The sequence below is a fragment of the Niameybacter massiliensis genome, assembly GCF_001282685.1.
In the GTDB taxonomy this organism is placed as follows: Bacteria; Bacillota; Clostridia; order Lachnospirales; family Cellulosilyticaceae; genus Holtiella; species Holtiella tumoricola.
Window position 1 is genome coordinate 2,640,471 of record NZ_LN875035.1, and the last position, 26,711, is coordinate 2,667,181.

The following is a 26,711-nucleotide window of genomic DNA, read 5'->3' on the forward strand; positions in this document are numbered from 1 at the left end:
TTTTAAATCTAGTCATATTAATTATATTTATTAATTAATATGACATTAAGAAAGGATGAGCCCTTTGGAAATCAATCTTATTTTTACTTCTGACGATTCTACTTTACGCTTTTGTGCCACAGAACTTAATTATTATCTAAAAAAAATAGACTTCACCACCTCTATTTCTTTTAATGCTAACACACAAAATGCATTTCCTATTTATTTAAGTACACAAGATGCTTGCGTACATACTTTAGATGATTCTTATCAAATTCATTGCACTACCAAATCCATCCACTTACTTGGCAGCAACAAACGCTCTGTTTTACTTGCAACATACAAATTACTTTATCTTCTAGGATGTAGATTTTTACAACCAGGTAAGCAATACGAGTATATCCCTCAAAAAGATTTGAGCTCCTTTTTACCATGCTATATACATAACCAAACCTATACAGCTTCCCTTAGACACCGAGGCGTATGTATCGAAGGGGCAAACGCTCTTGAAAACGTACTAGACTTTATTGATTGGCTTCCTAAGCTAGGTTACAATAGCTTTTTCATGCAATTTAAGCTTCCCTATGCCTTCTTCGAGAGATGGTATAAACACACTTTTAACCCTTTACTATCTCCCCAAGACCTTACCGAAAAACAATTAGAATCCTTTTTAGAAACTATCGAAAGTGAACTTAAAAAAAGAGACTTACTTTATCACAAAGTTGGGCACGGGTGGACATGTGAACCTCTTGGTTTAAAAGATTTTGGATGGCAAAAAGTTGATGTCACCTTAGAAGATAATAAAAAAGATTGGCTAGCCCTTATCAAAGGTAAACGAGCATTCTGGCGTGGTATTCCTACTAATACCAACTTATGCTACTCAAATAGTAATGTACAACAAGCCTTCATCAATAATATTGTCGACTATGCAGCCAAGAATCCTTCCATTGACTATCTCCATGTATGGTTAGCTGATGAATACAATAATGTCTGTGAATGTGCTAAATGCCAAGACACACTCTTAAGTGACCAATATATAGCTATGCTAAATACTTTAGATGAGGCCCTTACAGAAGCCGGCTTGTCTACAAAAATAGTTTTCCTGCTTTACCAAGAACTTCTTTGGCCACCTCTTCATGAAGTATTCCATAATCACGATCGTTTCACACTTATGTTTGCCCCTATTAGCAGAACCTTTGAAAAGAGTTACGAAGACTGCAGCATTCCTGATACTATACCAGCTTACAAGCGCAACCAGATTACACTTCCACAGTCGTTAGAAGAAAACTTAGCCTTCCTTCAAAAATGGCAAACTAAATGGGATAGTGACAGCTTTGTCTATGATTATCCTCTCGGACGTGCACACTATGGTGATTTAGGGTATATAAACATTTCAAAAATCATTAGTCAAGATATCAAGGCATTAAAAACGCTTCACTTAAATGGTTATATCAGTTGCCAAGAACTAAGAGTAGCAATGCCTCATAGCCTTCCTAACTACATTATGGGCTTAACACTTTTTGATACACATACCGATTTCGATACTATTGCAGCCGATTACTTCTACCACCTTTATGGCAAAGACGGTGCCTACTACCAAGACTATTTCACAACGATCTCTAATTTATTTAGTTGTGATTATTTCAACGGAAAAGGTCCAAGAATCTCTACCACTATCGCTGCTAATTGCCTTAAAGCTATAGAATATACCAAGGCCTTTACAATACATACAGCAGAAGAAACTCACCCTTATTGCACCAACAAATTACGTTTCCATATTAACTATGTCCATTTATTAGCAACCGCACTTTACCATCTATCTCTTGGAGAGGCTGAAAAAGCACAGACTGCATACACTCACTTTATCACCTATATCCAGACCAATGAACCCTTTTTCCAAGATGCTCTAGATGTCTACCGAGTGATCGAAGTTTCTAGTAAATATACCGGATTCACATTACCAAATAATTATTCTATTTAATATATAAAAAGCTCACTTAAATGCTCCTATAAAAGAACATTTAGGTGAGCTTCTATACTTATACAATTAAATTACCTCTATTGGTAATTTAATACTAATGCTGGTTCCTAGCCCTGGTTCACTTTGAACTTCTACACCATAATCTATGCCATAGATCAGTTTAATTCGTTCATCCACATTGTGAATACCTATGCCACTGAAATGATATTTCTTTTTGTGTCCCCCTTCATCCAAGCTTCTAATCCCAGTTCCATTATCCAATATTTCTATTAAAAGTAGGCCACTATTTTGATTAATAAATACAGTGATATTCCCACTCTTTCTACCTGTGAACGCATGGAAAAAGGCATTTTCTATAAAAGGTTGAATGATGAGCTTAGGAATCTGCAAATCTAAGCATGAAGGATCCACTTGATAGTCTACCTTAATGTAGTCTCCATAACGCATTTGATTGATATACACATAGAAACCCAAGTTTTTAATTTCATCAGCTATGGTGGTCATTTCATCTGTTGTTCCTATCGTGTTTTGTAAAATCGAAATGAGACAATCTATTGTTTCATCTACTTGATCAATCTTTTGATGTTGAGCCAAATATTTAATAGAACTTAAAGTATTATAAAGAAAATGTGGGTTAATCTGCATCTGTAAAGCATTTAACTCAGCCTTACGCCTTTCTTCTTGCTCACTCATCAAGCTTTTTACATGATAGTTAATATCTTTTAGCATCATATTATAAGCCTCTGTCATCATCTGCATTTCTTGACTACCTTTATGTTGTGTCATAGGCTCTTTAAAGTCGTGGGTTGCTGCAAAGGACATGGTTTGTGCCAACTTATAAAGCGGCTTAGTAATATGTCTAGAGATAACAAAAACAAAACTAAAGGTAATACCTATAACCGCTAGCATAATCAGTTGCATATTTTTTTCAAGCCTATAGAGGGGTGCAAAAATCACTTTTTGATCAATCTCTCCTACCAAATAACCATCATAAAAAGGTAAATATAAACCAATCATAGTCTTTTCATGATCTATATTAATATAACCTGTTTCACTATCTACAGCCTGCTTGGCTTGTTCTAAAATTTCAAGTTCCTTGGTTCCTATACGTCTTTTATCATCACTAGATAGAACTGTTCCATCACTTTCTATAATGGCAAGTTTCATCCCTTCAGTTTTGTAATCACTATATTTAGAATAGATATAGCTTTCATCGATTATAACAACTACATAGCCATACATCTTGTGTGTTCCATCTAATAGCGGCTTAGTTACAAAGATCCCATTCTTATAAGGTGCTTTACTAAATACACCTTGCTTACCATGATAAATCATCTGATTGGCCACTTCACCATCTTTTGCGATATAGTTTTTCACAAAATCTTCAGGCACTTCATCCCATGCCCATGGATTACTGGTATAGTAGCGTCCTGTCTCACCGTTGGTACCTACTACCATAAAGTAAGTATTGACAGGTGTTAAGTATTGTCTATAAGTATCCATATACTTTCCTATGTCCAGTACTAAATTCAGCTGTTCCTGAGGTGTGCCTTCTGGTGCGGTAATATAGTTTTTGAAGGCTTTACTTCCGCTAATTTTACTAATCAAAGTGGCTACTTCTTCATTATAAGCTAAAAGTTCCTTTTGCCCCTTGGCCAAATTGACATAGGCGTTATGGGTTACTTCTTTGAGCAAAAGCGACTTTGCCATCCCTATACAAGTTAGGCAAATAATCAACGAAACGATTAATATTGTAGGCAACGTAAGTCCCATTATTCGAGTAAAAATCGTGTTGTATTTCTTCATTATTTACCCCATCCTACCTGTTTTCTTCTGTAACTAGTGGGTGTCATAGTTGCATACTTTTTAAAGACTTTAGAAAAATAATTATGCTCTGAAAAGCCTACTAATCCACTTACTTCAGCTATTGAGAGTTTTTCATCTTTTAGAAGAAGTTTAGCTTTTTCTACCCGTACTTTATTGATATAGGCCGTTAAATTTTCACTGGTTTGATTTTTGAAATAAGCAGATAAATAATAGTAATTAATATGCAAATCATTTGCTATATCAGATAATGTAAAGTCTTCACTATAGTGCTTTTCTACATATTGAATGACCTTACTTAAAATAACTGAGTTCTTCTGCTCCACTTGTTCATTCATAAGTGTTGTCAATTTTTCAAAGACTTGTTTCATCACTTCTACAAGTTCTTCAAAATAGGTTGCCTTATCTATATCCCTAAATATACGAATCTTATCTTTACTCAAAAGGCTTATATCAAAACCTAGATGACTTGTGGTATTGATTAAATTATAAATGACATTTTGGCAAAAACGTTTAAGACTATACTCATCATAACCTTGTTCTTTTTTCACTTCTTCATAGTAGTCAAGCAGTTGCTTTTTGCAAGACTCCATATCTAGTCCATTGAGTGTGGAATTAAAAAGGGCAATATCAAATTCCTTCTTCTCGCCCTCTTTCTTCATCTCACTTTGTAATATAAATGTTTTTTCTTTAAAGTAAAAAGCCTTGCCAAGCAGTTGACTAAGTTCATTACTTATTTGTATTAAACTTGACGGATTAATAAATATTGAGCTTACTATGAAATTTACTTTATCTAACGCAAGATAAGACACCGCTTCTCGTAAAGTATGTAAAAATATTCTTTCATCATAATGTTTTAGATTGGCAAGTACAATGTACTCCTCTTGTATAATTGTTTCAATAAAATTAATATTTTTTAAAGCATGATGTACCCAGCTTACTAACTCTTCTTTATAAGAATCACAAATCTTACATTTCATCAAAATAAAGTTAGGTTCGGACATGACTTCTTCTAGAGGACTACTGATGCAGACCTCTTGATGAAAAGGATTGAGGAGTTGCTTTAATAAGGAAGATGTATTATCTTTCTTAGCCACTTGCTTACTACTTAAATCCATCTCTCCTTTTACTTTTTCAATTAAAGCAAGAAGATCTTCTACCTTTAATTTAGGCTTTAATAAATAATCAGATACACCATACTTGAAAGCCTCTCTTACATAGTCAAATTCACTAAAGCTACTCAGTACAATCATCCTCACTTGAGGATGTTTCTCTTGCATGATCTTGGCAAATTCTACGCCATTCATCATAGGCATAACAATATCTACTAGCACAATATGGGGCTGTAGCTCTTCTACAAGCTCTAGCGCTTCCTCTCCATTTGCCGCTTCTCCTACAATTTGAATATCTTGCGCCTCCCAGTTACACAAATATCTCAGACCATTACGTAAGATCAATTCATCATCAACAATTAACAACCTACATAATTTATCCATAAAATTTCCCCTTCATCTGATAACTATTGCCTATATGTTCCCCCACTCTAGATAGAACAAATAAACAACTTCGAAATACCTCCTAAGCCAAGCCCCCTCTCTTCTATAGTGCATATTAACATTTTTGCTTATTAACTTATTCCTAATTTTATCATATCTCACAACAAACTAGCAATTATTTAAGTTTGATTTACGTTAATTAACCTAAAAATTATAAAATTATCAAATTATTACTATTTCTTTTTGCTAAATTAATATTTACCAATTTAAAATCAAATTTATACTAAATCTTGTTAATTTTTTACTATAGATTCTTTTTTTATTTTGTTAAAATGTCAATATGAAACACAGGTATTCTATTCAATATTCTCTAAGGGGGTTTATTCAGATGAATAAAAAAATAATTATGGTCGCTTTAACTTTACTTGCTACAACAATGACAGGTTGTAGTAGTGGTTCTTCAAACGCTACACCAACACCTGCTACAGACAACACTTCAACACCTGTCACTGCACCAGCAGATTCTACAGATACTAATACAACAAATACCGAACAAAAAGTTGTTGCTTGGTGTTGGGATCAAGCCTTCAATGGGCAAGCTTTAAAAATTGCTGAAGAACTTTATCAAAAAGAGCACCCTGGATTCACACTAGAAATCATTGATTTATCAAAAACAGACTTAGAGCAAAAGCTTACAACAAACTTAGCTTCTGGTATTACAGATTCTCTCCCAGATATCATCCTTGTTAATGACAGCAATGCTGCAAAATACATTACTTCTTATCCAAATACATTTGCCGATCTTACAAACGCTGTAGACTATTCTAACTTTGCTTCTTATAAGGTAGAAAGTGTTACTGAAGATAGTAAAATTTATGGTATTCCTTTTGATGTAGGTGTGACAGGTATGTTCTACCGTACAGATTATTTAGAAGAAGCTGGTTTCACACCAAGTGATCTAGAAAATATTACTTGGGATCGTTACATCGAAATTGGTCAACAAATTAAAGAAAAAACAGGCAAATATATGTGTACAGTTAACCCTAATGATGAAGCTATCACTTCTATCATGCTTCAATCAGCTGGTTCTTGGTACATCACACCTGATAACAAGAGTAACTTTATAGATAACCCTGCTATGACAGAAACCATGCGTGTTTATAGAGAGCTTGCAAGTTCTGGTGTTGCTAAACCTGTTACAGGTTGGAGCGAATTTGTAAATAGCTTCAATAACGGTGACGTGGCAACCGTTGTATCTGGCGTATGGCAAATTGCAACGATTATGGATGGTGAAGGACAAAGTGGTAAATGGGGTGTAGCACCTATTCCTCGCTTAGATATTGAAGGTGGTACAAACGCTTCTAACGAAGGTGGTTCTAGTTGGTTCGTACTTGATCAAGCTGCTAACAAAGATGTTGCTACTGACTTCCTTGCTTCTACATTCGGTAATAGTACAGCATTCTATGAGTCATTCTTAGCACAATGTGGTGGTGTATGTTCTTACCTTCCTGCTTATGAAAGTGATGTCTTTGCAGAAGAAGCTGAGTTCTTTGGTGGCCAACCAATCTATTCACTCTTTGCGAAATGGCTTCCTGAAGTACCAAGTATTTCTTTAGGTATGTATACTCAAGAAGCAAAAGATGCACTTAAAAACGAACTTCCAAACATCTTAAATGGTGCAGATATTGATAAGTCATTAGAAACCGTTCAATCTCTCTTCTCACTACAAGTTCAATAACTCAAAAAATATGGGGTGATTATATGCATAAACAAAAAGTGCATGGGCTAGAACGAAAACAACAAATTATAGGATGGGGCTTTGTCCTCATCCCTTCTTTACTCATTTTTGTTTTTTCTTTTTATCCTATGATTCAATCGTTTTTCCTTTCTCTACAATCCGGTAAAGGGATTGTCTATGAATTCGTAGGCTTCAAAAACTATATCAGACTCTTTTCTGATCCTATGTTTAAGCAAGCTGTTGCAAATACTTTTCTTTACCTTATTATTCAAGTACCTATTATGCTCCTTCTAGGACTTATCATTGCTGCCCTTCTTAATGCACCTTCTCTAAAATTCCGTGGTTTTTATCGTACAGCGATTTTCCTCCCTTGTGTAACTTCTCTTGTGGCTTACTCTGTACTTTTTAAAAGTATTTTCGCTTATGATGGTATCGTTAACCGCTTTTTTATGGCAATTCACGTTTTAGAGGAGCCCATCTCATGGCTTTTAGATCCTTTCTGGGCAAAAGTCGTCATTATTATCGCTATTACTTGGAGATGGACGGGATACAATATGATTTTCTATCTTGCTGGGATGCAAAACATCGATACAAGTATTTATGAAGCTGCTGATATTGATGGTGCAAGCAAGTTCCAACAGTTTAAGCTCATTACAATTCCTTTACTTAAACCTATCATCTTACTTACTACTATCATGTCTACTAATGGTACACTCCAACTCTTTGATGAAGCTATGAATATTACAAATGGTGGACCAGGTAACTCAACCATGACCATTTCCCAGTATATCTATAATCAATCCTTTGTATATACACCAAACTTTGGTTATGCCGCAACCATATCCTACGCTATTTTATTCATGGTAGCTGTTCTTGCAATCATTCAATTTAAAGTCTCAAAGGTAGGTGATCAAAATGACTAAATTTAAAACATACTGCACCCATCTATTTTTAGGTCTTGCAGCATTCCTTTCCATCTTCCCTTTCATTTGGATGATTATAGGAACCACTAATACCTCTTCTGATGTCATTCGTGGGAAGATGAGTTTTGGAAATGCTTTAGGTACAAATATAGAAGGCTTTTTAGCCTCTACAGATGTAAGTTCCATCTTATGGATGTCTTTTAAAGTAGCAATTATAGGTACACTTTGCACCTTACTTCTGTGTTCTATGGCAGGTTATGGTTTTGAAGTGTATCGCTCTAAAGGCAAAGACCGTTTAATGAGTCTTTTGATGCTATCAATGATGATGCCTTTTGCCAGCATTATGGTACCTCTCTTTAAGCTTTTTAGTCAGATGAAACTAATGAATACTGCTACTGCTATTATTCTTCCTTCTATGTCTACAGCCTTTATGATTTTCTTCTTCTTACAAAATACTAAGTCTTATCCTAAAGAAATCTTACAAGCTGCACGTATAGATGGGCTTTCTGAAATTCAAGCATTCTTTTATATGTATGTTCCAACTATGAAATCAACCTATGCTGCTGCAACGATTATTACTTTTATGAGTTACTGGAATAGCTACTTATGGCCACTTATCGTTTTACAAAGTCAAGACAAAAAGACAATGCCTTTAGTTATTTCTTCTCTCGCTTCTGCTTATAGTCCTGATTACGGGATCATCATGGTAGCGATTGTCATTACAACACTTCCTACTGTACTTATCTTCTTCTTAATGCAAAAGCATTTCGTAGCAGGTATGGTGGGTTCCGTTAAATAATGAATGGAAGGTGAATAGCATGTATTTTTTACACGGTGCGGATTATAATCCTGATCACTGGTGGGGCGAGACCTCACTAGCTTGCAAGTGAATATCCAGAAGCGCTACGTGTAGAAGCCATTCATAAGGCGTTTCATTTAGAAGCGTATGAGGTACTTATACTTAAGGTCCCCGTCTAAGTATCAGCACCTTGCTAACCTAAATATCATTATACAAAAAGCGTCCTTCGACTTCTCTATATCTGAGAAGTCGAAGGACGCTTTAATCTTTTACATTAAGCAGATTCTCTTTTAATTTATTTAATCGATTTGGATAATTAGTAATGATACCATCCACACCCATTTCAATCATTTCTAACATATCCTTTTCTTCGTTGACAGTCCATACATTTATCCCAAGTCCATAACTTTCAACTTCATCTACCCTACGTAGTGTCATCATATGGTAATAAGGATGAAGGTATTGCATTCCTAACGATACAGTATAATCACCTATATTATCACTCCAATGATCTACTAAAAGTGCAGCTTTCAAGGTCGGATTGATCTTTTTCATTCTTTCCATACTATAAGGATTAAAAGAACATATAATTACCCATTCTTGAAGTCCATACTCTACAATCAATGTATTTACTTTTTCTTCAATACCTTCATACTCAAGGTGGTTTGTCTTTAACTCAATAATACTGATAATTGATTGATCTTTCACCCACTCAAAGTATTCACGTAAATTAGGTACATGCTGATAACGTCCATTATATAGATGAGCTGCATTTAAACCTCTAATCTCTTTATAGTCATAATCTTTTATAAATCCATTTCCATCCGTTGTACGATTTAATCTCTCATCATGCATGATGACAAGCTCGCCATCTTTTGATAAATGGACATCTAGTTCAATCCCATCACATCCAGCCTCTACTGCCTTTCGAAATGCTAGCATTGTATTTTCTGGATACGCTCCACTAAACCCACGATGTGCATAATTTTTGACCATTTCCTCGCCTCCTGATGCTAAGTACATTTTATTACTTATGTATATTCTTCACCCTATAGTTCATTACACATTCAAATAAAAAAGATGCCACCCATGTAGGCGGCATCTTTTTGTTGGGTGAGAAATATAGAGATTATCCTCAAGGTATCGTAATGAATTTAATCTACTAACTTATTTGTACTCTGGTAACCATTCTTTCTCTGCTTCAATTAACTCATCTACCATTTTCATAATATCTGGAATAGAGAGTTCACTTGCTGTATGTGGGTCTAGCATAGCTGCATGGTAGATATGCTCTTTTTTCTTAGTTCTGGCTGCTTCTATTGTTAGAAGTTGTACATTGACATTAGTCATATTCATAGCTGCAAGCTGTACTGGAAGTTTACCTACATAACATGGATGAATGCCTGTTCCATCTACAAGGCAAGGCACTTCCACACATGCATCTTGTGGCAAGTTTTCAATAAGATGGCCACTGTTAAGTACATTCCCCCCAATCTTGTAAGGTGTATTAGTTACAATAGCCTCCATAATATAGGAAGCGTATTCTTGACTACGGTTATGTTCTAGGATTGGATGTGCAAGAAGATCATCACGTTGCTTTGCCCAACCTTCAATTTGACTTACACAACGACGTGGGTATTCATCTAAAGGAATATTAAACTGTTCAATAAGTTCTGGGTATTTATTCTTTATGTAGAACATGTTGTATTCTGCATTATGCTCACTTGATTCTGTACAGTAATAACCCAATTTATCAATATAGTCGAAACGTACCATATCATGGTGCTTTTCTGAGGCATTTTTAGCTTTTGCCCGCTTTTTAATTTCTGGATAAAGATCATTCCCCTCTTTATCTTTGATTTCTAAAAGCCAGCCCATATGGTTAATCCCCGCAATCAGTTCCTTGCGTCCTTCTACCTTATCTTCCATTCCTAGAGATTTAAGTAATTCACGACTACATGTTTGTACGCTATGACAAAGCCCTACTGTTTTCACCTTAGTATAGCGTTGTAAGTATCCTGTCAACATAGACATAGGATTCGTATAGTTAAGCAACCAAGCATTTGGACATACTTCTTCAATTGCCTCGGCAAACGTTTCTAAGACAGGTATGGTACGCAACGTACGCATAATCCCCCCAATCCCTAATGTATCTGCTATAGTTTGATGAATACCATATTTCTTTGGAATCTCAAAGTCTAAGATGGTACAAGGATCGTATCCTCCTACTTGAATAGCATTCACAACAAATGTGGCATCTTTTAAAGCATCTCTAAGTTGATCTAAGCCTAAATAGGATTTGATCGTAGCAAACTCACCCTTTCCTTTATTAATTGCATTTAGTATCATGTGACTTTCTTTTAGTCTTTGGGCATCTATATCATAAAGTGCAATCTCACATTCACGTAGCACAGAGCTACACATACAATCTCCTAAAACATTTCTTGCAAATACAGTACTTCCAGCACCTAAAAAAGTAATTTTCATCATATTTACACTTCCCTTCTTTAACCTTATTATAAGAAAATAAAGTTAAAGATGTAATTGTATCATGTGAGATAAATTTGTTATAATGTGTGCATCTATATTATAAAGGAGTAAATCTATGCTCAAAGAAATTTTACTAAGAGACTATCCCTTTAACGATCTAAAACCTCTTATTTGTGGTGAGGAAACTTGCCAAGCAGGTCATGCCTACGGACCTGCTACAAGACCTTATTATCTTATCCATTATGTACTATCTGGTACTGGTACGTTCAAAAGCCCTAGAGGTACATACCAAGTCTCTTCTGGAGAACTTTTTATTATTCATCCATTTGAAATCACCTATTACCAAGCAGATTTAAAAAAGCCTTGGCACTACTGTTGGATTGGTTTTGAAATGCATTTACCTGCTCACTTCTACCTAGAAGATGATGTTCTAAGTGCACCTCATTTAGAACATATTTTTAGAGACATCAAAAATTGTGAAACCATTGATGCTGGTAGAGAATTTTATGTATGTAGTAAGCTCTATGAGCTTCTTGTACAGCTCACTCTAGTTCATACCCAAAACAAAGATTCTTCTAAATCTTATATTGATAAAGCAAAAAACTATATCATGGCTAATTATATGAAACCTATTACCATAGATGGCCTTGCTCAAAAGTTAGGACTTGAACGTAGTTACTTTAGTAATCTTTTCAAAAAGCAAGTAGGCCAATCTCCACAGGCTTATCTAGTAGACTTCCGCTTAACCAAGGCCGCCGAACTTATTACTCTACATGATTATAAGCCTAGTGAAGCAGCACTGTGTGTTGGCTATAATGATCTTTTTAACTTTTCAAAAATGTTCAAAAAGAAATTCGGTGTCCCCCCTACTCAAATCAAAACACATATAGAAAGTAAAAAATGCACCTATTAAGGTGCATTTTTTATTTTCTATTCAGCTGGTAAAATAGTTACTTCTTCTTCACCAGCTTGTTCCATCCTTGCTACAAGACGTTTTGCAAGCTCTTTTCTTACTTCTACATAACGCTCATCTTTAACTAAGTTACAAAGTTCATGTGGATCTTCTTGTAAATCATATAAGAAGGCTTCGTAATATGTATCTGCTCCTGCTTCTTTCCAAGCATCACCTTTTGCCATCACAGAATATTTATAGCGATTTGTACGAATTGCTCTACCTATATGACTTTCACTAATTTGTAGAAATACTTCTTGTTGCCAGTCTTCTTTATTTCCTTGTAGTAACTGACAAATTGAATGACCATGATAGTTTTTGGGTACTTCAATTCCTGCACAGTCTAACATCGTTGCTGGTAAGTCAATCAAGCTTACAAGTTCTTCAACGACGCCACCTTTTTCAAATCCAGGCCCATGTACAATAAGTGGGATATGTGTACATCCATCATGGCAAGAACGTTTATATTCACCATTACGTGTTTTAAAGTGTGAACCATGGTCTGAAGTATAAATAATAATGGTATTCTCATAAATACCTTTTTCTTTTAAAGTTTCCACCAATCTTCCTACATTGTAGTCTAGGCTATGACAACATCCAAGATAATTTGGATATTGTGCTTCCCAATCCCCTTGTCCTAATGGTAAATCACCCGGGTGTTCGAAGTCTTTAAAACGTTCAAGACTTCCATCTGGTCCCTCATATCGATCTCTATCATTTTGATGATGTGGTTCGATTTGTGATACAAATAGGAAGAATGGTTTATCACTCTCTTTATTACGAATATAGTCTAAGGCATAGTTATTGATACAATCAGCACGATACCCTATAAACTCTACTTTTTTATCATCTTTATCAAACACATATCCGTTGTAACCATGTGAAGTAAATTCTAGTACATCTGATGCCATCCAATAATCTTTATATCCACCTCTTCTATCTTCTGGAATAGCTGTTGTTTCAAAATGTAAATCTGCCTTATTGTCACTTGCTAAATGCCATTTACCTACATAAGCTGTTTCATACCCTGCCTCATTAAAATAATCTGCAAGCATTTTTTTAGAGAAATCTGGTGCTATGGCATTAGTAAAGCATCCTGTAGATGTTGCATATTGTCCAAGTTGTAAACAAGATCTAGCCGGACCACATACTGGCTGACATGTAAATGCATTATTAAATCGAGTTCCCTCTGCTGCTAACTTATCTAAGTTAGGGGTTACATCTAACTTCTGTCCGTAGCATCCTAAAGTATCCCATCTTTGTTGGTCTGAAAAATAAAAAATAATGTTCGGCTGTTTGTTCATTTCTAACTCCTATTTTTATGTTAAATTTAAAAGTAAACTACTTTATAATTATATAGTAAATTTTAGTATATAAACAAGTAAAAGTTATACTTTTTTATAAAATATAATCAATTTACATCTTATTTCTATCCTTATCTCATCTCATATATTTTTCCTTGTATAATAAAAAACAAGGAATAGCCTGTATTTTATAAGCTACTCCTCATTCAATTCTAAATACATTATTTGCATAGTCAATTGCTTCTAAATAAAACTTCAATATTAATTCTTTAGGTACTTTGTACTGTTTAGCAAATAGATCAACTTCATCCCACTTTGCCTCTTCGTAATATTTTGTCACATTAATAATATTTTTTAATACTTCTTCTATTTCAACTGCATCAATTCGATTTTCAATAGTTTGATCAACCTTTTTAATAAAAGTCAAAATCTCTTCTTTATCTTTTTGTTCCATAACAGAAAACATACCTCTTATATAGGCTTCTTCCTTATATTTACCTAAACCTACTTGTGCACATATTTGCTCTGCAAGTATGCCTCTTATTAAAGCAACTTGTATATGATGATCTTGATTTTTCATAGTAACATCTTGCATAAGAAGAAGAATAATCCACCTGCTAGTTTCTGTCATCCCTAATCTTACAAGTGCTTCTTTTATAGAATAAATCACTTTGCCCCTATAATAATTTACTGTATTTACCTTTTGCAACAGTCTTAAGATTAAATTCACATCTTTATTAATAATAGATACTAAGTTATCATATGAAGGATTTTCTTTTTTTATTTCCTTCCATAAATTAATATAGCTATTTTCTGCTATATCTAACGTCTTCTTAGACAGCATTAAAGGTTTTGAAAAATAATAACCTTGAAAAAGGCTATAGCCATCTCGCTTAGCTTGTTCATACTCTTCTTCCGTTTCTACCTTTTCTGCCAATAACACTTTATTTTTATATTTAATTGCGATTTCTCTACGTATCTTCTCCGTAGTCATTTTAAAATCAACCTTAATGATATCTACAAGTTTTATTAATGAATCGTATCCTGATTTTCCTATATAATCATCCATTGCTAAAAGATAATTTTTCTCTTTAAGCCTTTTTAATCGCTCTAAAAGTTCTTCATCAATTTCTACATCTTCTAATATTTCTATAATCATCTCATTAGGATTGAGCAAAAAAGGTATGTCACTCATAATTACGTCTCTATCAAAATTAATAAATGCATATTTTCCTTTTGCAATATTACTTATTCCAAATGTAAGCATAGCATTTGATATCAATTCACATGTATAATTTTTATTAGGACTGTTGGGGATAAAATAATTCTGCTCATTCTCTCTATGTAATAATTCATATCCAAATATTCTATTATGTTTATTAAAAATGGATTGTCTTGCCATATATATACATCTCATACGTTTCCCTACCTATATATAAATTGCTAAGTTACACAATTTCTACCTTTCTTTCTAGAATTATATTTTATCTACATTTAAATTTCAACATTATATACTATTATTATATATTTTTTATAACATTTCAGTTATTACATCTATTTTAATTAATATTCCATTAAGCTATCATATTCATTTGTCTTATATGATCTTAATGCATTTTTAGCATACAAAAAAGGTAACTTTCAAGTTACCTTTCTATCTATACTATATCATTTAGGGGAGAGCTTAATAAATACACAGGGGAGATTTTTAATATTATTTATCAATTTTCAATTAATTTTATGTTGTAAGGGTTTGAGGTTTTTATAGTGTGTACTTATTAAGCATATTATAATTTTATCATTTATGCTTATATATACTAAATAAAATGTTGTAAATAATAATTTTTATGTTGTAAATAATTTATTACTATCTATTTACTGATGCTCTAATAGATAGGTAGTATACTCCTCTTTTAAGCTTTTAGTATAACTTGCACCTACTGGTATCCTGATATTATTTCTGCATACGATTTCTTTACTTTCTATCTTTTCTATATAGGAAACATTTACCAAAAATGATCTATGAACCCGTATAAATTGTCCTTTGCTTATTTGCTTCTCAATAGTGTCTAAAGTAGAGTAAAATCTATCTTCTTCCCCTTTTAAACTTTGAATACTAATCACACGGTTCATAACCTCAAAATAGACTATATCCTCTATACTAATTACCCTTAATTCTCTACCTACTTTGTAATGAAATTTTTTGACTTTAAAATGTTTAACGATATCTCTTGCCTTAAGTAATATTTCTTCAATTTTTTGATTCTGTACCTCTTCTTTTATAAGATAATGGAGGGGCATAACTTCTAAAGCATCAAATACATGCTCTTTACTTGATGTCAAAAAAACAATGGGTACTTCTGTACCTTGTTTTCGCAAACAATCAGCTATCTCTACTCCCGTCATCTTATCTATAAGTACGTCTAAAAAGAAAAGATCTACATTCATACACAACTCTTCTATGTCAAACATTAACTGTTGACTGGTCATATATGTTTGTATACAAATGTTTATATCATATTTTTGAGCTATTCTATGTAACTTATCACTTAATTCTTGCAAAAAAAACTTACTATCATCACATATACAAATATTAAACATCCTATCACCTATACTTTTACTCTATTATTTATAATTACGATTATTAGCTTAACTATAAAATGATTATACAATTTTATAGTTATGTCAAGATTTTTTCCCAAAATAATGCATTTTCCTTCATAATTTTTCAAAATGAGTAAAATAAAACCGCCAACATATATTTTGCCAGCAGTTTTTAATAGATATTTTCATAATCGTCTTTTTAGCTTGCCCTTACAATTTTTAATAAATACATTCTAATATATTAGCATTTTATCTTATATTTTATAATTTTAATATTTGTAGTTTATCATTTATATATGTCATAATTTTAATATTTTAAATTTGTCATCTATATATTTCATAATTTTAATATTTATAGTTCGTCATTTATATCATTTAGGATTTTTATTACAATGTATTTATTAAATTCATTATTATCATATCAGCTTTTATACTTTTATTTCAGCAAAATGTCATAAACAATCACTTTTATGTTGTGAATTGCATTTTCAGTCATTATCTCTCATTATTGTTGCCGGTTTATAGCACTGCTCTTGTCTAATTCCAAGTACCTCTATCATTTTTTCTACATAGCCTAATTCACATACTTCCTCTAACTTATGCCCATCGCACCCAAAAGATAGTTTCACCCCTTGCCTTAGTGCCTTTTGAACTAACTGCATATTGGGTTCATGCCATAACCCAGATACTTCTAGTGCAACCTGATACTTTTTACATAGTCCAATCATCTCATCTTCCCATTCTACTAAAAATCTCGTTCTCCCCAAATCCTCATAAAATGGGAGTACTGTTGGATGTCCATAAATATCTACACGTTGTGTCTTAAATGTTTCTTCCACCATTTTTAAGATTTGTTCCATATAGTGTTCACATAAACCTTTATTATAGTTTGGGACATAGTTATTATGATGCTTTGCACGATTTCCAAAATAGCTACTTAACCATTCCTTTTCTCTATGTTCATTGAAGTAATAGTGTACACTTGCAATACAATAATCCAACTTATAGGCTAATCTATCTGGTAATCTAAAATCTTCACCTATATTAGCTTCTGCTCCTCTTAATACTTCATAACGTCCTAACGTATCTAAATAGCGTTCTACAGCCTCTAGTGTATTAATACCTCCACAAAAGATATGATCTGATATTCCTAACTTATAGCCCTTTTCTTTTGCCTTTTGTATAACATACTCAATAGATGCTGAACCATCTGACAATGTAGTATGTGTATGTAAATTATAAATTTGCATTTTCTCATCCCCTAATCTCTATGTTTTTAAGTCATGTTATTAAATAGCTATATTCTACTTCTATAATAATTTATTTCAAAATATCATACAATTCTTCCTGTTAAATAATTTAGAAACAAAATAAAAGGAGTGTTTCCACACTCCTTTTACACACTTACTTAAATGTCCCACACATTCTACAAGTAAGAGATTCTCTTTTGTTTTCGGTTTTACATTTTGGACAAACCCATATCTTACCATTAGCAGTAGTTGTATCGTTTGTAGTATTTACCCCTTGATTTGCTTTTTCTTTTTCTGCTTTTTGACGTTTGCCAAACATAAAATTCCCCTTTCAAAATCAGTTGTTCAAGTTTTCCCTACATCTTTATTATATTAGCAGAACTTGTACTTTATTTATCAAATTCCTTTAATCTTTTCTACTTTAAAGAAATAATATATGTTACATCCATTTCATCAAATGGATTTTCTCCTTTTTTAGCTACTTTGCCATGAGCCATAATCTTATCTCCTTCCGGACTCCATGCCATAGGAATATAGTATTCTCCTGAAGAAACTAATGATTTTTTATTTGTTTCTACTTCTATTAAATAAATTCCTTTATCTCCTTCTTCATTAGATATATAGGCAATATTTTTACCATCCTTAGACCACCTTGCACCGTATATACCTCCTTCAGCTAAAACTTGTCTATTTTGTCCCTCTAAATCTATAAGTATGAGTTCATTTAAATATGTCTCTGAATTAAATGTAGTCATCAATATTTGCTGTTGATTGGGAGAAACTTTAAATTCTAATACTTCATCTGTTACTAATGTTTTCTTATCTTTTTTCTCTATATCATATACTCTTAATTTATTATTTTCTTCTGACCCACTCTTAATGGTTGTATAATATATCTTATCTCCCACCTTCATTGGTTGTGGCATACTTAATCCATTTAATAAATCCTGCGTCCCCATTACACCACTTTCTACATCCTTAATCTTTGTAATAGTTCCATTAATATTAATTACAGCAAAACCTCTAATACTACTACAAGGCATGATAATTTCTTCATCATTAATCCATTGTGCCTCACTTAAATCATAGGGATCCATATCAGCATCTAAAATTTCAAATGTTAGATTGCCATTCTCATCTATAATATATCCTGCGCCTTGTTCCTGATATTGATTTCTATAAAATATATGTTTACGATCTGGTGAAAAAATACCTCCATCTTGGAACTTTGATTGATCATGAATGCCTATTGATCCTTTTGTACGTAAATCATATAGAAACATATTTTTGACTTTAAAATTTCCAACAGCCGTTTCAACTTCTTCTAACTTTTCATTTTCCTTGGTCATAAGTATTTTATCTTCATTTAGCCAATCATATCCTGTTATTCCTTCATAAATATCTACTTTAGAAGCTATAATATGAGGTGGCGTAATGGCCTTTGTATCTTTTATCACTTTAATAGGGGTTTGCTCTTTCTTTGCAGATGTATATTGTACACATCCTATTGTAGCAACTGAAGTTGCAGCTAATAAACTTATTACTAAAAATTTTCTTTTTAACATTTTATATTTCCTCCATACTTTTTATAACTCTACTATACCTTAATCATTTTTCAAAAGTATCTCTAGTTGTTTCTAAACTGTAAACTTTTCTACTTTTGGAAAAGTAATTAAAAATGTTGTCTCTAGCTCATCTAATAAAGCAATTGTTCCTTGTTGTTTTCTCACTAACTCCTGTACAAGGGCAAGCCCTAGTCCTGTCCCACCATACTCTTTAGAACGATCTTTATTCACTGTATAAAATGGCTCAAAGATTTTATCTTTTTCTTCTTTAGCAATACCAATGCCTGTATCTCTTATTTCTATATAAACCCGTTGATCCTTTGTATAAGAAGTAATAAATATTTTACCATCTATTCGATTATACTTAATCGCATTATCTATCAAATTAATGAATATATGTATCAGGTTTTGTTGATCTCCAAGCATCCATCCATGCTCTAAGGATCTTATCAAACTTATATTAAACTTTTTAGCTTTCCCCTCCATCCTACTACACACGTCTTCTAATACCTCTTTTACGTCTATATGCTCAAAATGACATTCAAAATCGTATTGCTGCATTGAAGATAAATACAATATTTTTTCTACCATTTCATATAATCGCTGTGTTTCTTTTCCTATATTAACCTTTGCATCCTCAAGCAGCTTATGATCATCTGTATATATATTTAATAAGTCTATATAGGTTTTTATTACGGTAAGAGGTGTTTTAAATTCATGTGTTATATTTCCAATAAATGTTTTTTGTTGCTGTTCTAACATCTTAAGCTTATCTATAACATGTTTAAGCTGTTCCTTATCTTCTTGTATGTTTTTTATATTACGCTCAATTTCGTTGCTCATATAATAGATACCTTCACTTAATTCTCCTATTTCATCATTTCTTTTCAGAGGTACAGCATTATCATATTGACCTCTTTTAATTTTTAAGACCTCTTTTTTAATCTTAATAATATCTTTAGAAAATGTGTTAAAATAGGCATACGCGCTTATAAAACTTAATAGAAACACAACTGCTCCTACCTGAATAAACAGAGCTTTTATAGATTCATAGAATTCTATATAGCCTTTAAGTGAATAGTGAAATTGAATAACTCCTATTTGCCCATCTCCGTAGAGAGGCGCCATATAATTTATATAGCCTCCTACCATTTGATAAGCAATTTCATTGTTTAATGCATGAACAAGTAAAGATTCATTTTCCATTTCTACAGGATAAGAAACAGAGTGAGTTATTACATTGCCTTGCATATCATATATTGCCATTTCAATTCCACTTAATGAATGTAGATTTAAGATTATATTTTGTCCATTTTGTTGCAAAAATTCTTGTTGATCTTCTAAGGGATTGAGAAGATTCATTTGTCTAATGTAGCTATTTGCCATTTTAGCTTGACTTGCCAAATAGACTTCATACTCTTTTACTTGATTAGTATGTATACCTTTTAAAATAAGTACATCCAAAATCCCCATAGTAAATATTAAAAGTGTTAATAAAAAAATGCTAAACTTCACTTTTATACTAATCTTCATCAATTTCACCTACAAATTTATAGCCTATTCTGTATACTGTTTGTATAAGATTCTCATACTCTTCACCTAATTTTTTTCTTATTCTTTGTATATGAATATCTACTGTTCTTGTCCCTCCTATATACTCCATCCCCCAAACTCGGTCTAATAGTTCATCCCTTGTATACACACGTTCTCTATTCGACATCAAAAGAACTAAAAGCTCAAATTCCTTAGGTGTAAATTCTAATTCGTCTTCTTTTAAGATAACCTTCCTTTGATTAAGCCTAACTTGTAAATGCTTAACTCGCATCTCTTCTTGTTTATCCGTTGCCTTATAAAGTCTTCTAATTAATGATTTTGTACGTGCTATAAGTTCTAAAATATCAAAAGGCTTTGTTATATAGTCATCTGCTCCTAGCTCTAAACCTTGTATTTTATCTACTACATCACTCTTTGCAGTTAGCATCATAATTCCTAGTTTTTCTTTATGCTCTATTTGCTTGCAGACCTCAAACCCATTCATAATAGGCATCATAATATCTATTATGACTATATGAGGTACAAAGCTTCTGACTTTATCTAATCCATCCTTTCCGTTATAAGCCACTTCTACTTTGTAGCCTTCTCGTTTGAAAGCATACGCTATAAGATCAGCAATATTTTTTTCATCTTCTACAATTAAAATCTTTTCCTCCATTGTAACATCCTCTTTTCTAGTATTTTAAATAATACTTAAAGCCTTATTCGGTACTATCCGAATAAGGCTTTTTATGCTAATCACTGTATATTGTCTAAAAATTTAATTTTTACTCTGTGCGAATCGCTGTAAGCGCAGATAAACTCATTGCACGTTTAGCCGGGAAGTAACCTGCTACTAACCCTATAACTGTTGAAAAAGTAAGGGCAGCTAGTGCTAGCCACGGAGGTATAATAGATATGGCACCTCCACCTTCACTTCCCATCATGGACATCATGCCACCTGCTACTTGTGCTCCAAATTTATTGATGAGAAAAGAGGTTATATAAGATACGGTTACACCAACGCCACCTCCAAGCGCTCCAATTAAAAGCGCCTCTACAAGAAATAGTTTTTTTATGTCCGTAAGCTTGGCACCAATAACTTTCATAACACCAATTTCTTTTGTTCTTTCATAAATAGACATCATCATGGTATTAGTAATTCCAATCGCTGCAACAAGAAGGGAAATACCGCCTATGCCCCCGAGCATTACTTGAATACCACCAGAAATCTTTTTCATTTCATTTAAATATTCCATAGGACTAGATGTTCTAAATCCTAAATCTTTAATGACTTGTTGTACCGTTTCAACTTGACTTTCACTAGCTACTTTCACACGTACACTTTGGTACTTATTTTTATCCTTATTATTTTCTTCCTGACCATTGTTAACTTTTTTATTATATCTTTCTTGCTCTTCTTTTAACTTTTCAAATAGATTGAGGGGTACTAGGGCTATATAACTATTTTCCCAATCTTCCTCTTTAAAAAGTCCTAATACGGTTACACGTTCTTGTCTTGGTACTTCAATCTGATTACCATCCTGGTCTGACACGGGCTCGTTGGTATCATAACTATATTGCCCTAAATCAATTTTAACCTGGTCTTCCCCTAACTCAAATTCCTTTGCATCAGGCGGTTTATTCCAATTAATCTGTTGACCTGGTTTTACAAACTGGCGTGTAATTTCTCTTCCTAATACAATAGCCTTAGTATCTATTTTATCAAAAAGTTTTCCTTCTCCAACTTTATACCCTAGTATTTCCATTTCTTCTGCTGATAAGCCACGTATTTCTATCTGGCTACTAGTACGGTACTTTCCAAACTTTAAGTAAGCATTGATACTTCTTGATGGTACTACCTTTTGTACACCTGGTATTGCTTCCATACTTTTTAGAGCCTTATCATCTAACTTAGGCGCTTTGGGGTCTGACCACGTATTAGGGGAAACCTCAATAACTGTAAGTGACTGCATTTCTTGCATTTGCTTTTTAAAATTTTCATCCATGGCAATACCTAATGATAACATCAAAATAATAGAAGTTGCTCCAATCACTACACCTAAGATGGTGAGAAAAGTACGGAGTTTACGCCGCCATAAACTCCTAATACTCATCATTAATAAATCATTAATCCTCATCTTCTTCACTCTCTAAGCGTTGTTTACGTTTTTTCATAACAATACCTGTTATTCCCGCGGCACTTCCTATCCCTACCACTATTCCAAGTATAATAGGCCATTTAGCTTGTTTTTCTTCTTCTAAAGGTGGTAACATTTCATCCATTCCTCCTTCAGTATCAGTCATACTTGCTGTTACATCCATTTGGAATTCATATTCATAGTTTTGTACTTGTCCTGCTACATCTTCATACTCTATTTGAATCTTACCTGTTAAGTTTCCCTCTTGAAGTGGTGTAATGGTTGGCATGTAAGTTTTAGAGTTACCCTTTTCTAAAGAACCAATAATAAGCGTATTATCTTGTACCTCAAAGCCTTCTCCAACAGTTTTTACTCTTACATTACTAATATCTGTCTTTCCTGTATTATAAATTGTTGCAGAAACTTCTGTTGGTCTCCCTACTTCTGTAGACTCTACTCTCACCTCAGCTACTTCTAGCTTAGTTACTTGTTCTACAGGTATACCAAACCTTTCTGTTGCTGTGATTGCTTCACCTTTATCATCTTCATATTCCATCTCTAGAGTAATTTCATAAGTTTTAGGTTTAGCGCTTGGAAGTGTATATAGTCTAATTTTTTTCGTATCCATTTCTCCTGGAGAAAGCTGACTAATAAAGAATGTATTACTTGCACCTACTGGTGTGAATACACTTCCTGTATCTTTTTCTCCCTGTTCTTTAACTGTTAAATTAGCTTTTAAGTTTTGTACTTTTTTATCACTGCTTGTATTTAAGAAACCAATCTCTAAATCAAACTCCTCACCTGCTCTTACAACAACTGGACTAGAACTATAATTGCCTACAATAACTTTAGGCTTACCTTTCCCTTTATTCCCCTCAGTTGTATCCTTTTCATTTTGAACAGATACTGTAGCATATTGCTTAATGCTTACTTCTTTTCCATTAAGTGTATAATCAGCAGAAATTTCAACGGGATAAGTCCCTGTTGTTACACTTTGTGTAGCGACAAAATCTACAAGGTAGCTTTTTGACTGTCCTTTTGTTAATTTGGGTTCAATAAAAATACTTTTAGATTTTGATACGATACCTTCTCCGCTTTTAACTTCGATTTTAACATTCTTTGCCTCATCTGGTGCTGTGACTTTAAAGCCAACATTAAAGGCCTCTCCTACCTTTTTAAGCCCATTGGGCTCTTTAGTTGTTAAAATTTCAATGGCTTTTTGTGATACACTACCTTTAGTACTTAAATAAATATATTGGCTATTGGTTTTTGTCTCTCCTAAATCATCTATGTAGCTTAACTTCATTTCTACAGGCAAATTAAAACTGGTTGTATCGTTAACAATTAAACTCACCGGTATAGATTGTGTTTTATTACTCCCTATGTTTTCGATATATTTAACATTGCTTCCATCTGCTACAAATACCTTTTCATTTGGAACAATCTCTAATTTTACATTTTTAGCTTCTACTTGCCCAACATTTTTAATATTTACTTGCACTGTTTTGGCTACATTAGCTTCAAATGCTGTACCATTATTCACAGAAACCTCTAGAGAAGGGGGTATAAAGTTACTATCTACTTTTAACTTAACTGTATGTACAGTCTCTCCTATTTTGACTTCCATCTCATGTATGCCTCTTGTAACCTTTTCATCAATATCTAATGTGATATAGTAATCTTTCTTGCTGCCCGGGTCCATAGCTGATAAATCAATTTTTTTCTTTTTTAAGGTAATTCCCTTGGCACTATTAGAATCCTTAATTTTAAGGTCCATAGACCCTGCTTCTACGTAAGACTTAGAATCATTCTTTATCGTTAATGTAATCTGTTGTGTTTGCCCTGCTACTACATTGAGCGTACTAGTAGAAAGACTTATGCCTTCCGATGCTTGTAGTGCTGCCTCTGCATTTTCAAGTACAATACTTGTTGTAGCCGTATCTGCTTTACCTTCAGCACTTGTATAGCCTACTTCTACCTCAACACTTTTGCCTTTTCCGTTATAAGTAAGGTCCATGACAACAATCGTCTTGCTACCTCCTTCATTTTCCATAATCTGTACACCTTGTACGTCTACGCTGGATTTAGTGCTTCCTTCTAACTCTATGTAACGTATTGCTTTTCTAAGTTCATCTACATTTTGATCTGTATCCACATTAATAAAAACATTAAAACGGTCACCCTTTTTCAATGACTTACTTACAGGTTTAGCTGACAAACTCATGCCACCTACTGCCCTAGCTCCTACATTTTCTATGGTTGCCGCCATTACTTGATAACTTGGTATACATCCACTTGCACAGACCACTAGACCTGCTAAGAATAAACTTGTAAATTTACGCTTGCTTTTCATAAATGATTTCCCTCTCATTCTCTTTTTTTATCTCTATTTTCCTTATTTCTCCATCAATCAAAGTAATAATACGGTCTGCATAGTCTGCTATTTCTGGGTCATGAGAAACAATGATTAATGTTTGATTATACTTTCTTGCCATATCTTTGATCATTTCCATAACTTCTATGGTTGTATGCGTATCTAAGTTTCCTGTTGGCTCATCCGCAAACAAGATAGTGGGGCGGTTTACAAAGGCGCGTGCAATACTTACACGTTGTTGTTGACCACCACTCATTTCTTTCGGTTTATGATGTAACCTTTTATTTAGTCCTACAGCTTTTAGCATTGCTTCTGCCTGCTTATCCCTTTTTGCTTTTGGCATCCCTTGAAAAATAAGAGGCAAAGATACATTTTCTAGAGCTGTTAAAGAAGGTATTAAGTTATAAGACTGAAATACAAATCCAATGTACTTTTGTCTAAAAGTAGCAAGCTCTACTTCACTGAGTTTTTCTACTCTTGTTTTCTTAACTTTGATGGTACCGCTTGTAGGTTTCTCAAGTCCTGCTAGCATATTGAGAAGTGTTGACTTACCAGAACCAGATGTTCCAAACAAGCAGCATATTTCCCCTTCCTCTATTGTTAGATCAACAGACTTAAGGGCCACAATTTTTTCTTTTCCCATACGGTAGACTTTGCGTAAGCCTTCCACTTCTATAATGGCCATCTATCGTTCTCCTTCCTATTTCTTTTCATACCTCTAGCATACAAAAAGAACCTTAAGGCATGCTTTAGGCAACCTTAAGGTTTCTTAAGATAAGTTGTGATTACTTACTTTTATTTAAATTGTACAGGTGTTGTTTCCTGTGTTATTGCTTTAAAACTAAATCCTTGCTCCCTCAGCCCTTTAACAATTTCAGGTAATGCTTCTACCGTTGTTCCTTTACCTGCTGCATCATGCATAAGAATATTAGCTTCTTTTTGATACTTTGCTTGAGATAATACAGAATCTACAATAACATTTTTATCCTGTCTTGCCCGACTTGCATCTGTTGAATCCACATTCCAGTCGTAATAAATATAGCCCTTTTCCTTCACTTGACTGATAATTTTATCCATAAGGCCTACGCCTCCATAACGATTGCTCACTGTATTATTTGACCCACCAGGAAAACGAATGATTTTTGATTCAATACCTGTTAGAGATTTTACATAGTCTGATACAGTCATTAAATCTTCAAAAAATGAATCCACACTCCTATATACTTGTGCATAATCATGAGTGGTGGTATGTAGTGCTAAAGTGTGCCCTTCATCTACTATTCTTTTATATACTTCTTCATAATCCGTTTTTTTAGTTACAAAAAAAGTTGCTGAAATATTATTTAACTTTAAGAAATCTAATATTTTTATAGTATTTTGGCTTGGACCATCATCAAAAGTTAAATAAGCATATTTTTTATCACTCTCATCTTCATTCAGTAAACGTTCTACATCAATGCCTTGACTCTTGAGCAATGTAACTTCTGCATTCAACTCTTGCATTTGTTTTGTAAGCTGTTGATTTTTTTCTTTAGCCTCTTCTAACTGAATACCTAGCATCTCTTTAGATGCTTCTAATATAGATGCTTTTTCTTGTATGCTTTTTAATACTTCATTTTGCTCCTTGTTCTTTACATGAACCCATCCTGCTGTACTAAACAGCCCTATGGCACTGATTAAAAAGATTATTGCTATAAAAATTTCTCTTCTCCTTCTTTTCCTACGTTTCATTTTTCACCTCATTTTTCTATATTCTTA

General features: G+C 33.3%; 21 protein-coding genes. 5 read left to right on the forward strand and 16 right to left on the reverse strand.

Annotated features, from left to right (window positions below; all coding sequences use genetic code 11):
• The first annotated feature begins 64 nt into the window (after window positions 1-64).
• Window positions 65-1,960 carry a DUF4838 domain-containing protein gene (locus tag BN2390_RS18010; protein ID WP_053985695.1) on the forward strand — a complete coding sequence of 632 codons (1,896 nt, stop codon included), beginning with the start codon at window positions 65-67 and terminating at the stop codon, window positions 1,958-1,960.
• A 66-nt stretch (window positions 1,961-2,026) separates the two neighbouring features.
• Here the strand turns inward: BN2390_RS18010 and BN2390_RS18015 are convergent, their stop codons facing one another.
• Together BN2390_RS18015 and BN2390_RS18020 are read right to left on the reverse strand one after the other, a co-directional pair.
• Window positions 2,027-3,766, reverse strand: a complete 1,740-nt coding sequence (locus BN2390_RS18015) for a sensor histidine kinase (protein WP_082238856.1) — start codon at window positions 3,764-3,766, stop codon at window positions 2,027-2,029.
• The gene (locus BN2390_RS18020; RefSeq protein ID WP_053985697.1) at window positions 3,766-5,280 is read right to left on the reverse strand and encodes a response regulator transcription factor; all 1,515 of its coding nucleotides are present in this window, start codon (window positions 5,278-5,280) and stop codon (window positions 3,766-3,768) included. Before BN2390_RS18020 ends, BN2390_RS18015 begins: the two co-directional genes overlap by 1 nt.
• Before the next feature lie 388 nt (window positions 5,281-5,668).
• On the opposite strand from BN2390_RS18020, the gene BN2390_RS18025 reads away from it, so the two are divergent.
• From BN2390_RS18025 to BN2390_RS18035, 3 genes are read left to right on the forward strand one after another with little or no spacing between them, the layout of a single operon-like run.
• The gene (locus BN2390_RS18025) at window positions 5,669-7,018 is read left to right on the forward strand and encodes an ABC transporter substrate-binding protein (RefSeq protein WP_053985698.1); all 1,350 of its coding nucleotides are present in this window, start codon (window positions 5,669-5,671) and stop codon (window positions 7,016-7,018) included.
• Window positions 7,019-7,041: 23 nt separating this feature from the next.
• The gene (locus BN2390_RS18030; RefSeq protein ID WP_053985699.1) at window positions 7,042-7,941 is read left to right on the forward strand and encodes a carbohydrate ABC transporter permease; all 900 of its coding nucleotides are present in this window, start codon (window positions 7,042-7,044) and stop codon (window positions 7,939-7,941) included.
• A complete protein-coding gene (locus BN2390_RS18035; protein WP_053985700.1) occupies window positions 7,934-8,740 on the forward strand; it encodes a carbohydrate ABC transporter permease in 807 nt (268 codons plus the stop codon). The genes BN2390_RS18030 and BN2390_RS18035 overlap by 8 nt, the downstream gene beginning before the upstream one ends.
• A 261-nt stretch (window positions 8,741-9,001) precedes the next feature.
• Here the strand turns inward: BN2390_RS18035 and BN2390_RS18040 are convergent, their stop codons facing one another.
• Window positions 9,002-9,736 (reverse strand): glycerophosphodiester phosphodiesterase, encoded by a 735-nt coding sequence (locus BN2390_RS18040; RefSeq protein WP_053985701.1) that lies wholly within the window; start codon window positions 9,734-9,736, stop codon window positions 9,002-9,004.
• Between the two features lie 171 nt (window positions 9,737-9,907).
• Complete coding sequence (melA, locus tag BN2390_RS18045; RefSeq protein ID WP_053985702.1) at window positions 9,908-11,230, reverse strand: alpha-glucosidase/alpha-galactosidase; 1,323 nt, start codon at window positions 11,228-11,230, stop codon at window positions 9,908-9,910.
• Window positions 11,231-11,345: 115 nt separating this feature from the next.
• On the opposite strand from melA, the gene BN2390_RS18050 reads away from it, so the two are divergent.
• Window positions 11,346-12,143, forward strand: coding sequence for an AraC family transcriptional regulator (locus tag BN2390_RS18050; protein WP_053985703.1), 798 nt, complete (start codon window positions 11,346-11,348; stop codon window positions 12,141-12,143).
• A 17-nt stretch (window positions 12,144-12,160) separates the two neighbouring features.
• On the opposite strand, the gene BN2390_RS18055 is transcribed toward BN2390_RS18050, so the two are convergent.
• The 12 genes from BN2390_RS18055 to BN2390_RS18105 all read right to left on the reverse strand — a co-directional run bounded on the left by BN2390_RS18055 (window position 12,161) and on the right by BN2390_RS18105 (window position 26,684).
• Window positions 12,161-13,486 carry a sulfatase family protein gene (locus BN2390_RS18055; protein ID WP_053985704.1) on the reverse strand — a complete coding sequence of 442 codons (1,326 nt, stop codon included), beginning with the start codon at window positions 13,484-13,486 and terminating at the stop codon, window positions 12,161-12,163.
• 202 nt (window positions 13,487-13,688) lie between these two features.
• The gene (locus BN2390_RS18060) at window positions 13,689-14,903 is read right to left on the reverse strand and encodes an EAL and HDOD domain-containing protein (RefSeq protein WP_082238857.1); all 1,215 of its coding nucleotides are present in this window, start codon (window positions 14,901-14,903) and stop codon (window positions 13,689-13,691) included.
• 458 nt (window positions 14,904-15,361) lie between these two features.
• Complete coding sequence (locus tag BN2390_RS18065) at window positions 15,362-16,087, reverse strand: LytR/AlgR family response regulator transcription factor (protein ID WP_053985706.1); 726 nt, start codon at window positions 16,085-16,087, stop codon at window positions 15,362-15,364.
• Window positions 16,088-16,578: 491 nt separating this feature from the next.
• On the reverse strand, window positions 16,579-17,340 hold the full coding sequence (locus BN2390_RS18070; RefSeq protein ID WP_053985707.1) for a PHP domain-containing protein: 762 nt from the start codon (window positions 17,338-17,340) through the stop codon (window positions 16,579-16,581).
• A 154-nt stretch (window positions 17,341-17,494) separates the two neighbouring features.
• On the reverse strand, window positions 17,495-17,659 hold the full coding sequence (locus BN2390_RS21815; RefSeq protein ID WP_154668852.1) for a zinc finger protein: 165 nt from the start codon (window positions 17,657-17,659) through the stop codon (window positions 17,495-17,497).
• A gap of 97 nt (window positions 17,660-17,756) precedes the next feature.
• A complete protein-coding gene (locus BN2390_RS18075; RefSeq protein WP_053985708.1) occupies window positions 17,757-18,905 on the reverse strand; it encodes a TolB family protein in 1,149 nt (382 codons plus the stop codon).
• Between the two features lie 72 nt (window positions 18,906-18,977).
• Window positions 18,978-20,438, reverse strand: a complete 1,461-nt coding sequence (locus BN2390_RS18080; RefSeq protein ID WP_053985709.1) for a sensor histidine kinase — start codon at window positions 20,436-20,438, stop codon at window positions 18,978-18,980.
• Complete coding sequence (locus BN2390_RS18085) at window positions 20,428-21,117, reverse strand: response regulator transcription factor (RefSeq protein WP_053985710.1); 690 nt, start codon at window positions 21,115-21,117, stop codon at window positions 20,428-20,430. Before BN2390_RS18085 ends, BN2390_RS18080 begins: the two co-directional genes overlap by 11 nt.
• Before the next feature lie 109 nt (window positions 21,118-21,226).
• Entirely contained in the window at window positions 21,227-22,579 is a 1,353-nt protein-coding gene (locus BN2390_RS18090) for an ABC transporter permease (protein ID WP_053985711.1), read from the reverse strand.
• Complete coding sequence (locus BN2390_RS18095) at window positions 22,569-24,932, reverse strand: COG1361 S-layer family protein (RefSeq protein WP_053985712.1); 2,364 nt, start codon at window positions 24,930-24,932, stop codon at window positions 22,569-22,571. The genes BN2390_RS18090 and BN2390_RS18095 overlap by 11 nt, the downstream gene beginning before the upstream one ends.
• A complete protein-coding gene (locus BN2390_RS18100) occupies window positions 24,916-25,638 on the reverse strand; it encodes an ABC transporter ATP-binding protein (protein ID WP_053985713.1) in 723 nt (240 codons plus the stop codon). Before BN2390_RS18100 ends, BN2390_RS18095 begins: the two co-directional genes overlap by 17 nt.
• A 110-nt stretch (window positions 25,639-25,748) precedes the next feature.
• The gene (locus BN2390_RS18105) at window positions 25,749-26,684 is read right to left on the reverse strand and encodes a polysaccharide deacetylase family protein (RefSeq protein WP_053985714.1); all 936 of its coding nucleotides are present in this window, start codon (window positions 26,682-26,684) and stop codon (window positions 25,749-25,751) included.
• Window positions 26,685-26,711: the final 27 nt, after the last annotated feature.